At 30.5% G+C, this 12803-nt stretch carries 9 protein-coding genes; 2 read left to right on the plus strand and 7 right to left on the minus strand.

Going from position 1 to position 12803, the window contains the following annotated elements; all coding sequences use genetic code 11:
- Positions 1–4: 4 nt before the first annotated feature.
- The 6 genes from hcp to J2Z43_RS07795 form a co-directional block, all read right to left on the minus strand.
- Positions 5–1663, minus strand: coding sequence for a hydroxylamine reductase (hcp, locus tag J2Z43_RS07770; protein ID WP_209456655.1), 1659 nt, complete (start codon positions 1661–1663; stop codon positions 5–7).
- Positions 1664–1754: 91 nt separating this feature from the next.
- Positions 1755–2756 carry an ABC transporter substrate-binding protein gene (locus tag J2Z43_RS07775; protein WP_209456656.1) on the minus strand — a complete coding sequence of 334 codons (1002 nt, stop codon included), beginning with the start codon at positions 2754–2756 and terminating at the stop codon, positions 1755–1757.
- A 52-nt stretch (positions 2757–2808) separates the two neighbouring features.
- Positions 2809–3564 (minus strand): ABC transporter ATP-binding protein, encoded by a 756-nt coding sequence (locus J2Z43_RS07780; protein WP_209456657.1) that lies wholly within the window; start codon positions 3562–3564, stop codon positions 2809–2811.
- Positions 3551–4444 carry an ABC transporter permease gene (locus tag J2Z43_RS07785; protein WP_209456658.1) on the minus strand — a complete coding sequence of 298 codons (894 nt, stop codon included), beginning with the start codon at positions 4442–4444 and terminating at the stop codon, positions 3551–3553. Before J2Z43_RS07785 ends, J2Z43_RS07780 begins: the two co-directional genes overlap by 14 nt.
- Positions 4445–4962: 518 nt before the next feature.
- Positions 4963–5700, minus strand: a complete 738-nt coding sequence (locus tag J2Z43_RS07790) for a LytR/AlgR family response regulator transcription factor (RefSeq protein ID WP_209456659.1) — start codon at positions 5698–5700, stop codon at positions 4963–4965.
- Positions 5701–5715: 15 nt separating this feature from the next.
- Positions 5716–6552, minus strand: coding sequence for a sensor histidine kinase (locus tag J2Z43_RS07795; RefSeq protein ID WP_234926162.1), 837 nt, complete (start codon positions 6550–6552; stop codon positions 5716–5718).
- A gap of 306 nt (positions 6553–6858) precedes the next feature.
- On the opposite strand from J2Z43_RS07795, the gene J2Z43_RS07800 reads away from it, so the two are divergent.
- Both J2Z43_RS07800 and J2Z43_RS07805 read left to right on the plus strand, forming a co-directional pair.
- Positions 6859–9423: an ABC transporter permease gene (locus tag J2Z43_RS07800; protein ID WP_209456661.1), complete on the plus strand. Its 2565-nt coding sequence runs from the start codon at positions 6859–6861 to the stop codon at positions 9421–9423.
- Between the two features lie 11 nt (positions 9424–9434).
- Positions 9435–10115, plus strand: coding sequence for an ABC transporter ATP-binding protein (locus J2Z43_RS07805; RefSeq protein WP_209456662.1), 681 nt, complete (start codon positions 9435–9437; stop codon positions 10113–10115).
- Positions 10116–10286: 171 nt separating this feature from the next.
- Here the strand turns inward: J2Z43_RS07805 and helD are convergent, their stop codons facing one another.
- Positions 10287–12524, minus strand: a complete 2238-nt coding sequence (gene helD, locus J2Z43_RS07810) for an RNA polymerase recycling motor HelD (RefSeq protein WP_209456663.1) — start codon at positions 12522–12524, stop codon at positions 10287–10289.
- Positions 12525–12803 lie beyond the last annotated feature (279 nt).

Raw genomic sequence — 12803 nt, forward strand, 5'->3', positions numbered from 1 at the left:
ATCATTATTGTGCTGGCACTCCTAGACAAGTAGCTAGATCTTTTTCTGGCGTACTTATAGTATTTAGATTGAACGTATCAACTAGATACTGAAGAACATTTGGACTTATAAATGCTGGAAGTGTAGGTCCAAGGTATATGTCTTTTATTCCTAGTGATAGAAGTGCAAGTAAATCAGCTACTGCTTTTTGCTCATACCATGACAATATAATCGAAAGCGGTAGTCCGTTTACATCTGTATCAAATGCGTCTGCTAATGCAAGTGCGATTTTAACTGCAGAATACGCATCGTTACATTGACCTACATCGAGTAGTCTTGGCAGACCTGCAACTTCTCCAAAGTCTAGTTTGTTGAATCTGTATTTACCACAGGCAAGTGTAAGTATTATACAGTCTTTTGGAACTTGTTTTGCAAAGTCTGTATAATAATTTCTTCCAGGTCTAGCTCCATCACATCCTCCAATTAAGAAGAAGTGCTTTAATTTCCCTGATTTAACAGCGTCTATTATAGCTGGTGCATTGCTAAGTGTTGCCTCGTGACCAAATCCAACTAGTATTTCGTGTGGCTCTTGATCCTCATTGTATCCACCAAGCTCTAGTGCTTTTTCAATTATTTCAGAGAAATCTTTTTCTCCGTTTTCTGATTTACCAATATATTTTAGTCCATCCCAACCTACAACACTTGTTGTAAAGATTCTATCTTTGTATGAATCTCTTGGCTTCATAAGACAGTTAGTCGTCATAAGAACACATCCAGGTAAATTATCGAATTCTTTTTGTTGATCTTGCCAAGCTCCACCGAAGTTACCCGCTAGATGTTTGTATTTATTTAATTCAGGATATCCATGACATGGAATCATTTCACCGTGAGTGTATACGTTTATACCTTTTCCTTCAGTCTGTTTAAGTATCATTTCTAAATCTTTAAGATCGTGACCAGATACTACTATAAAAGGTCCTTTTTTAAGTTTTACATTAACTTTTTGAGGTTTTGGATTTTTATAAGTAGTAGTGTTAGCTTCATCAAGTTTTTGTATACAGGCTACTGCTATTTCACCAGTTTTCATTGTAAATGTTATAAGATCCTCTAGTGCCATATCATCGTCTATAATTGCTTTTAAGGCTCTAAAGAAAAATTCATCAACTTGATCGCTATAAAATCCTAATGCTCTAGCTTGGTGGCTGTAAGCACTCATTCCCTTAAGACCATATAGAATTGTCTGTCTCAGTGAACGTATGTCTGCATCCAGATTTTGGTCAAACATTATACCAGCTCTTATAGAATCTTCTAACATTTGATTTCTGTTTTCGCTTAAATCGTAACTTGCATATTCATTGTCGCTTAATGATTCACCGCATTTTTCTCTTAGACTTTGTTTGATCTCTTGAGATTTTCTAAGCATTTTTTCATGTGCATCGCCATCAAAGTTTACATTTGTAAGAGTAGTGAATAAGCTATTTTCTACAAATGATACGATATCTTTGTCTATTTTTTCGCCCTTCTCTATCAGTAACATTGCATATGACGAAATACCTTTTAGTTGATATATTAATAAGTCTTGCATACAAGCGATGTCTGGGGTTTTACCGCAAACACCTACTTTTGTACATCCTTTACCACCAGCAGTTTGTTCACACTGGTAACAAAACATTGAATTTTCCATATAAATAACCTTCCTTTTAAAACAATTTATTTACATATAAGTATTTCCAATAGTTTTGTATTTTATAAGCAGATTAGATATATTCATAGAATTAATTGCTTTGAGTTTTAATGTACACTATATCGTCTTCAGGTTTATCTAATGAAAGAGCTTTTAGAGTGTCCTCATTAACAATAATTTGAGTTTCATCGAGTGTAGTAACCGGTATGTTGGATATTTTCTCGCCCTTTAATACTTTAATCGCAAGTTCTCCAGATTTGTACCCTAATTTTTCGTAGTCGATACCTTGGCAAGCAAGAGCACCGCTAGATACAGAACCATCTTCACAAGCTATCACAGGTATTTTATTGCTATTAGCTATTTTAGAAACTATTGGCATAGATGAAACTATTAAGTTGTCTGTTGGAACATAAAGTGCATCAATTTTGCCAGCTAAGCTAGACATAGCCTGATTTACCTCATTTGAAGATGACACACCTTTTTCAACAACTGTGTAGTTATTTTTTTCTGCGTATTCTTTTAGGTTATCAACCTGAATCTTAGAATTTACTTCGCTGGTATTGTAAAGAACACCTATTGTTTTAGCTTCTGGTACAAATGTTTTTACAAGCTCTAAGTTTTTATCAATAGATATATAGTCTGATGTTCCAGATACATTTCCTCCTGGTTTTTCTAACGATTTTACCAAACCAGCTTCGATTGGGTCTGTTACAGCAGTTATCATTATAGGTATATCCTTAGTCGCATTGTAAGCTGCCTGTGCAGATGGAGTAGAAATAGCATAGATCAAATCTTTTTTATCCGATGCAAATTTAGACGCTATAGTCTGTGTTGTTGGTATACTATTTTGTGCGTTTTGGTAGTCTATTTTAATATTTTCTCCATCTTTGTAGCCATTGTCCTCGAGAGCTTTAACAAAACCTTCCCTAGTTTTGTCTAGAGAGGGATGCTCTACAAGTTGTGTTATACCTATTGTCTGGATTTTGTTAATTTCACCATTTTTATTTGATGGACTATCCGAACATCCCGACAGCATTGAAACACCAAGTGACCCAACTAGAATTAAACTTGCTAATTTTTTTGATTTTTTCATAATATTATCCTCCTAGATTTTATTTAGAATATTTATTTAGATATATATTGCTTTAAACAGCGTATTCGAATTTGCTTAGTATTTCTTCGATAGTGATATTTTTCTTTTCTTCACCGCTTATATCTAAAACTACCTCACCTTTGTGAAGCATTATAAGTCGATTTCCGTATTCGATAGCATGTTTTAGATTGTGGGTTACCATAAGTGTCGTAATGTGTTTTTCTTTAACTATTTTGTCAGTAAGCTCTATAATTTCGTTTGATGTTTTTGGGTCGAGTGCTGCTGTGTGCTCATCTAAAAGTAGTAGTTTTGGGTTTGTAATACTAGACATTATCAAAGATAGAGCTTGCCTCTGGCCGCCTGACAAATACCTAACCTCTACATCTAAAAATCTCTTTAAATCTAGAGAAACACCTTCTAGCAATTTTTCAATAGTATCAGTTTTATGTCTAAGACATTTTTTAAAATTAAGTAGCTTTCCCTTATTGAGTGCTAGAGAAATATTTTCTCTTACTGTCATTGATGGGCAAGTTCCCATGCCAGGATCTTGAAAAACTCGGCTTATTATCTGGGTCTTTTTGTACTCTGGAAAACTTGTTAGGTTATCTCCATCCAAAATTATATCTCCGTAAGTTTCTTTTAAAAATCCAGAAATTATATTTAAAAGAGTAGATTTACCAGTTCCGTTACTTCCTATGATACTTACAAAATCACCCCTATCTATATCAAGAGAAATGCCTTCAAATATTGTATTTGGATCTCCATATGGGTTTGGGAAAGTTTTTGATATATTTCTAATTTGCAACATCTACAACACCTCTTTTTTCAATTTTTTTAGACTTTCTATGTTTATTTGCAAATGCTCCTGTGTTACCGATTGTTAGGAACAGTACTATTACAACTGATGTTATAAGTTTTAGATTATCAGCTGAAACTAGACCGAAATTTATAGCCAGATATATTGTGAACTGGTAGATAAAAGTTCCGATTATTATTGCTGTAGTAGCTTTTATAGCCACAATTTTTTTAAATAGAGACATTCCGATAATTATTGAAGCTATTCCAAGTACCAATGTTCCTATCCCCATATTCACATCTGAAAAACCTTGAAACTGTCCAAATAATCCTCCTGAAAGAGCAATTAATCCATTGGATATCATAAGGCCTAGAGTTTTGATTCTGTCTATATTTACTCCAAGCGACTTTATCATTTGTGGATTATCGCCAACTCCTTTTAAAGTGTAGCCAAGACCTGTTTTTAGGAATAAATCTAGAATAACTTTACAAGCTATTGCAAATGTTATTGCAAGTATTAACGGTGATAATTTACTGTTAAATAGGTTTTGGTAAGTGAATAATGGCATATTTGATTTTCCCATTATTCCAAGATTTATAGAGTAGAGCATACCCATAACCAAAATTCCTGAAAGTAGGTTGGTAATCTTAAACCTTATGTGTAATACACTTGTAACAAGTCCAGCGACAAGCCCACAAGTAAATGCTAAAATAGTTCCTAGTATTGGGGACATACCGCTTGCAAGAGATATTGCAATAACAGCTCCACCGAGAGAGAAGCTACCATCAGCTGTCATATCTGGAAAATCTAAGATCTTGTAAGATATATAGACCCCAATTGCCATTATAGATAAAATTAAACTTTGAATGAGTACTGATACAATTCCTGTCATAAATTTAAACACTCCTTTAAAATTTGGATACAAAAAAGCCACACGGTGAGACCATGTGGCTTAAAAATTTATACAGCCACATAGCACAACTTTCACGTGGCTTGATTTTAGATACAAAAAAAGCCACACAGTAGTCCGTGTGACTTTATATATAGTAATAATGAACCCCCTATAAACAAATAGCCAACACAGATACAATCCCGAAAATTTGATAAGTCATAAGGGGCTTGTATCTATGTCATATTTTTCTCAAAATAATAACTTAGTTACAAACCCAATATAAATTGGCTATTAAAACTAAATCGTGCTTGTTTGTTTATTAAAGTATTCATAATTACCCTCCATTCATATTTTTAGATATTAGTTTGGCAAAATTAAGTGCCTTTTTTGGTTAAGATTTATTATAATCTAGAAAAAATTATAAGTCAATAAAAAATTATAAAAAAATATATATATTGTAAATTTTCTCACAATTAAAAGATATTGACTATTTCTTATGATTGCTGAAAAATCAATATCTAAAACTTCTTAGTTCTGTAAAATCTGTACAGAAATTCTTTTTCTAAAGCTTTGCTTAAAGTAGCGCTCTCTTGAAAGTTTATAAAACGTATTTCTAGGGAGTTTTTGTTTATGGGAATTACTTTATGTATGAGTTTTAAATTAACTATATAGTTTTTATGAGTTGCAAAAAAGTTGGGAGGAAGTCTTTTTGAAAGCTCATCGAAATTCTCATAAAACTTAACAATGTCCTCATCTTTAGTGTATAAATTCACTGCTCTAGCTTTTTTTTCAAACATAACTATTTCGTCGAAGTTTATCATGTGAATCTGTTTTCTAATTTTGTACACAAATAAACTGTCTTCAATAATACTGCTTTCTGCTATTTTATGAGAATTTATTTGGTCGATAGCAATATTTAAAGAGTCGAGTATTTTTTCTTTGGTAAATGGCTTTACGATAAAATCTATAGGATGCACTTTAAAGCTCTCTAAGCTGTAATCAGAAAATCCAGTTACAAATATTATGTGTACATCTTTGTCCAAAGATTTGATTTCCTTTGCGGCATCGATTCCATTTTTATGTGGCATATCAATATCTATTATCAGCAGATCTATCTTTTCGTACTTAATAAATTCTATAGCTTTTAGTCCGTCATCGACTTTTTTTACATAGTCTATTAGTCCAGATTCTTTTATTATATTTTCTATATCATATCTTACTGCTTTATCATCATCGCAAACTAAAACTTTAATCATAATGCCTCCATAATATTATATGTATTTCGGAATTAAGATAGTGAATTCAGTTAAGAATTCATCGCTATTTACAAAAATATAGTAACCGTACTTTTCGAGTATATTTTTTATAGCAAAAAGTCCATAACCCCTATCTTTACCGTCCTTTGTAGAAAATCCCTCTTCAAAAATACCCTTCGTATTGTAAATCTTAGGTCCGTTATTTTTTATAGATATAACGTACTGAAATTCATCCTCATATATAAAAATTTTAATGTATTTATTCTCTTTTGAGACAGTAGACAGGGCATCGATAGCATTGTCAATTATGTTAATAAGTACTGAGCTCATTTCATTTGGTGGTATACTTAAATTATCTATAAAATCTTGTATGTACATATCGAATTTTATGTTTTTCAGTAAACATTCTTCATATTTTAATGCAGCTATAGCATCAATATACGACACATTTCCGTAGCGTGACTTTTGTGTCTTAAAGCTGTTTGATATATTTTTTATATACTCTTTAGCATCGTCAATCAGGTCGGTGTTAATTAGAGAAAAGACGATCTGAAGGTGTTTTAGATAGTCGTGTTTTTGACTTCTTAGTTTAGCTATAATATTGTCCTTATGTTCTAGTTTATTTTCTTGCTTTTCCAAGTTAAAATCCTGTTCATTTAAATTTTCAAGAAGAGATAGAAATTTAAATCCTATATAAATGCACATAAGGATTGAGATTATTGTAAGTATAGTTAAAAATTGACCGAGCAAAAATAGTTCGCCTCTAAATATATCAAATATATTATTGTATATTTTGGAGATTAAAATGGTAGATGCTATCGAGATGATGGCGCTAAAACAAGCTTTTTTCATAAAACTAAAATTCTTAAAAAATGTAAATCTGTTTGATATAATTCCGACAATAACAAATAAAGCTAATGACAATAAAGGATATACAAGCGTGTTGATAACCGTCACCTCCTCTTTCGTTTGATATTTGAATTATATCATTTATAAAATAATAAGTAAAAAGTGGAAATCTACAAATACAGTGCAGTTTATTGAGTTTAGTTGGGGGATTTGATACAAATAAGTTATAAAATCTAGCAAATTGGAAGTTTGATAAATATTTTTTAGTTTATATAATTAAGTTAAATAATAGGAAAGGAATTGAGGCGAATGAAGAATGATTTAAATCTCGTGTTTAAGTATATAAAAAGCTACAAAGCTAGATCTATAGCCATTATATTGAGTATTGTTATGGGAACAGCGCTTATTGTAGGGGTAGGTACTTTGGCGAGAAGTGCTCAGCAGGCTGATCTAGACTTGATGAAGAGGGAGTTGGGAATATATCATGTTAGGTATAAAGATATAAATAGCGATCAATTGAAACTAATTATACAAAATGAAGAGATCAAAAGTATTGGTATAGAGTCTTATTACGCATCAACAGATGTTGGGGAAAAAATACCTATAAATTTTGTTTATGCTGATCAAAATTATCTGAAAAGTGACTCAAAGATAGTTAAGGGAAGGTTTCCACAAAAAGATCACGAGGTAGTTGTCGAAGCTTGGATTTTAAACAGTATGGGGCTTGAACCAAAATTGAATCAAGAGATAACTTTTAAGTTATATGAGAAGAAAAAAACAGAAACTTTTAAAATAGTAGGGATTTTACAAGATAGATACAAGGATAAAAGTGTTGGAAGATGTGAAATGTTTTTATCTCTAGATACATATAAGGGAAATAAAATAGGAGCTAATGTAGAATTTAAAGAAGGATCAGAAATAAGAAAAAATATTGATGATTTATCAAATATGATAATGGTTGATAAAAAAGATAATGTTGGTATCAATGGAATGCTTGTAGATTCAGTATCAAATAACGGAGCTATTGATAATGAAAGCAGAAACACTGCGATATCAGTTAGTATTTTTGCTGCATTTGTAATATATAGTATTTATAGTATATCTGTATATCAGAGAATAAGGGATTATGGGATGCTAAGGGCTATTGGAGCAACAAACACAAGGATTTTTAAAATGATGTTGTATGAACTATTGTTATTGAGTTCTTTTGCAATGCCTATTGGAATACTAATCGGTATGGCAGGGGCTCAAATATTTAATAAACTGTCAGGAAATGTGCAATTTTATGGAGCTTTAAAGACAACGCCTTTTATAATTCCTATAAATGTAATTATACTATCTGTAGGTTGTACATTGTTACTGGTTTTTATGATAAGTTTATTTACTTTCATGAAGATAAGAAGGATAAGCCCCGTAGAAGCTATAAGAAGAAACTTTGGATCGAATAAAAATATTAAAATAAGCAAGTTAGTAACAATCATAGGAAGAAATTTAGATATTACAAAATCGATCTCTTTTAAGAATATATTCAGAAATAAAGTTGGTTTTATTATTATAATATTATCAATGTCCATCGGAGGGTTGATGATTATAAAGACAGACTATGCTTTCTCTAGGGGCGATAAGATGAAAGAGGTAAGCAATATGGAGACATTTATGAATGGGGATTTTGTGTTAAGTGCAAATGGTGCAATAGATCAAAATTCAGGGATAGATGCTAGTCAGGTAAAAAAAATAGAAGAAATTAAAGGAATAAGCGAAGTGAAAGCTGCTAAAATTTTTTATACTAGGATGGTTGCAAATAAAAAAGATATATTAGAGCCAAACTACTTTAAAAACAGGGAGAAAGGAATGTATACCAAAAAAGTTTTAGATGGTTTATTGATGAATGATAAGGATAGCGACAATATATTGATAAAGCAAAAACTCAAAGGGTTTAATACTAGTATGCTTAATTCTCTAAGTAAATACTTAGTAGAAGGGAAAATTGATGTTAATAAAATGAAAAATAATAATACAGCTATAGTATATAACCCATATGTAGTTGAACCATATAAAGGGCGTAGTGACGTAGTAAATCATAATACAGGTAAACCACTGATGGATATAAAAATTGGAGATACTATAAAGGTGAAAATGCCAAAAGGTAAGGCAGACCCAGAGGTTTATTGGAAAGGACAAGATAATTACGAGTATGAAGAATTTGAGTTTACAGTAGGGGGCATTGTAGACTATCCATACGCAGATGATAATTTGTATACAAGTGAAAGTGTAGATGTGATTGTAAGTGATAATTACCTGAGTAGTTTGACTGATGTAAACAACTACAGTATTATTTATGCCAATATGGATAAAGGAGCAGATAGAAAGTCAATAAATACACAGTTAGGTAAAATAAGTGGAAAACAAACTGGGGTATTGACAATTGATATAGCAAAGGACAAAGAAAACTCACAAAAGATGGCTTTAAAAAGCAAAATATATAATTATGGAATAGTAGCAGTAATCTTTGTAATAAGTATGTTCAATATAATAAATAGTATAAGTTACAGTTTGACGTCAAGAACAAGTGAATTTGGAATGCTTAGAGCGGTTGGATTAGAGGAAAATAATTTTAAGAATATGATAACCTATGAGGGGATTTTGTATGGAATAATTTCGAGTTTAGTGGTCACAGTATTAGGATTGATAATGCAATTGAGAATGTATAAAACTTACGGATTTGAACAATATGGAATGGAATTTGCAATAAACTACAAAATCTATCTAATTTTAATAGCATTAAACGTAATAATAGGATTACTTGCGACGTACATACCAGCCAGAAAAATCAAGAAAGTCGATATAGTAGAATCTATAAATATTGTAGAATAGGGGGAAGAACTATGACCATATTAGAAACAATAAATTTAAGTAAAATATACGGAAAAAAAGAAACAGCAGTTAGAGCATTAAAAGATGCGAACCTAAACATAGAAAAAGGCGAGTTCGTCGCAATAGTAGGACCGAGCGGAAGTGGAAAAAGTACATTTCTTCATTTGGTAGGAGGGCTTGAAAGACCAAGCTCGGGAACAATAAAAGTGGACGGTAGAGATATATGTTGCCTTTCAGATAAAGAACTGGCGAAGTACAGGAGACAAAAGGTAGGTTTCATATTTCAACAGTACAACTTGATACCAGTTTTAAACGTAAGAGAAAATATAGAACTCCCACTAAAGTTGGACAACAAACATATAGATAATGATTATCTGGATGAAATTATAACTACACTAGGATTGGAAGATAGACAAGATCACTTGCCAAATCAGCTGTCAGGTGGTCAACAACAAAGGGTAGCTATTGCAAGAGCTTTGTCTGCTAAACCAAGCTTGATATTGGCAGATGAACCTACTGGAAATTTAGATTCAAAGACAACACAAGAAGTAGTCGAGCTGCTTAAAATATCGATAAAGAAATACAATCAGACATTAATTATGATTACTCACAATGAAAGCATCTCAGGTAATGCAGATAAAGTGGTAAACATAATAGATGGACAACTCATTCTTAAATATATGAAGAACTAGATTTTAAAAAATAGATTTTAGAATTAGCCTCCTTATATTATACTAATGCATAACAGTGTTATAAAAAGTGTAATATAAGGAGGTATTGTATTTTAACTGCAAGAAAAAAGCATTAAAATCATTATCAACTAATTGTTGTATAGTATATAAACCCTCTATAATTGAAAGTTATTATTTTAACAAAGAAGTAATTTCCCCTAAATAATATATATTTAATACATGAAGAGCTCTTGTACAACAAGTGTAAAGGAGTAACCTTTCATCTTCGCTGTTATAATTTTTATTACTTGCATCATATATAAGAACTACGTCAAATTCTAGACCTTTAGCTAGATATGAAGGTATTACTAATACACCATTTGTATACTCGTCATCATCTTTTTTTATAGATTTAACATCGATATCATTTGCTTTCAATAAGCTATATACATCTCTAGTTTCACGTGCTGTTTTTGTAATAATACCAATAGATTTATAATTCTTTTGCTTGTAATCTTTTATATCTTCAATAAGCTTTTTTTTCATAGAATTTTCATCAGAGAAACCAATAACATTAGGCTCATCACCATGTCTTTCAACATACTCGTCATTTATATTTTCGAGAAGAAGATTTCTTGAAAATTTAGTGATTTCCATTGTTGAACGATAACTTTTTGTTAGGTTTATTATGCAAGTGTCACTCTTTGATATATTATAAATATTATTATAATTTCCAACATTCATAAATGGATTAATTGATTGGTTTATATCTCCTAATATAGTCATATTGGCAGATTTAAAAAGTTGATAAAATATTTCATATTGTAGAGGAGTATAGTCTTGTGCCTCATCTATAATTGCATATTTAATTTGTGATGTATTTGGAATATCCCCAAGTGCCCCTTTTAAGTATAAAAGTGCAACTTGATCTTCATAATAAAGTCTCTTTGCATTTAAATTATTTATTGTGTAAGTCTTTATATGATCTATAAAATTCTTATCATATTCAATATTTATTTTATTTAAAAATGTATCTAAATTCTTAAATAGGTTTCTATAAATCTCGATTAAATTAAATTCTGTCATTTGTGAAATTTTAGCATAGATATCTTTTAACTTTTTCTTTACAATTAATGTACTTTTTTCTATCATTTCTTCTTTATCTATAAAATCTCCCGATTCATCAAGTTCTTGATATACTTCATCAATCCAAGCTTTTTCATATGGTTCAATAAGAAAGATAATTCTTGATTTTATTTTTTTCAATCTTCTTTTAAGTGGTAGATTTAAATAATCATTTAAAAATAGCTTTTGTATACCTTCAGAGGAAATTATTAATTTATCTCTTACAATAATATCTTCAAAATCTCTATCTATTGTTTCCAAGTAATTTATATATTGTTTTAAAATGTTCATAAACTCTATTGATGTTTTAAACTTTATATTTTTAATTCTATTTTGATAGGTTAATTTTTCATTTGAATCAAGTATATATTCCATCATTTCTGAAGAGGTCTCTTTCTTAAATTCATTACTTAACTCTTTATGCATAAAGTCTTTAAAAGTAGTTTGATACATATTGTCTTCACCAAGTTGAGGTAATACATTTGAAATATAGTCGTTAAAAATATTATTTGGAGAAAATATTATTATGTTTTGAGGTGTTATTGTATCTTTGTGTTTATATAGTAAATATGCAATTCTATGAAGTGCTACAGAAGTTTTTCCACTTCCGGCAGCTCCTTGTACAATTAAATTTTTATAATCTTCATTACGAATTACTTGATTTTGCTCTCTCTGAATAGTTGTAACTATACCTTTCATTTTATCATCAGAGTTTTTACTCAAAAGCTCTTGTAACATTTCATCATCAATACTTAGATTACTGTCGAACATATACTCAATTTTTCCGTTGATGATTTTGTATTGTCTTTTGCCAGTGATTTCTCCAGAGATTACCCCTTCTGGACATTCATAGCTTGCTTGTCCAGTTTCATAGTCATAAAACATACTTGAAATAGGTGCTCTCCAGTCATACACAAGAAAATCATAATCTTCATCAATAAGATTTGATAATCCAATATAACACTTTTGAGTAACGGATTCATTCTCTTCAACAAAGTTAATTCTACCGAAATAAGGAGATATAAGCATTTTTTCATACTTTGCTTCAAGTTTTTGGGTAAACTCATGGCTTCTTTTTTGATTTTTCATAATATCCATATATGATATGAAATCTGAAAGTTGATCTAATCCATTTTCTATAGAAATAGACCCTAAGTCATCCCATAGTTCTCTTTGTGTTTCTATAGCCTCTTTTTTTAACTTATCTTTAGTATCACGTTTTTTATCAAGTTGTCTTTTAGCCTCTTTAAGAATTTTTTGCAACCATTCATTTTCAAGATTCCATTCATAACTATTTAAACTCATCGTATATCCTCCTTGAATATATAAATTAACTAACTAACTTAATCCTATCTATAAATTATATAGAAATGGAGCCATATTCCAAGTCTAAAAAAAAATATATATTTATGGTATAATTATAGTGGGAGAGAAATAAGACACACTAAATAATCTTGAGACAATCGGGTCGATAGCTAAAATCGAAAATAGAGCATTATAACTTTATTAATAATAAGGTAAACTTAAAATAATTAAGTTTGCCCCTTATTATGCGGAGTTATAGAATTTTAATCTACTTTATAC

Source organism: Metaclostridioides mangenotii (assembly GCF_017873185.1).
GTDB classification, from domain to species: Bacteria; Bacillota; Clostridia; order Peptostreptococcales; family Peptostreptococcaceae; genus Metaclostridioides; species Metaclostridioides mangenotii.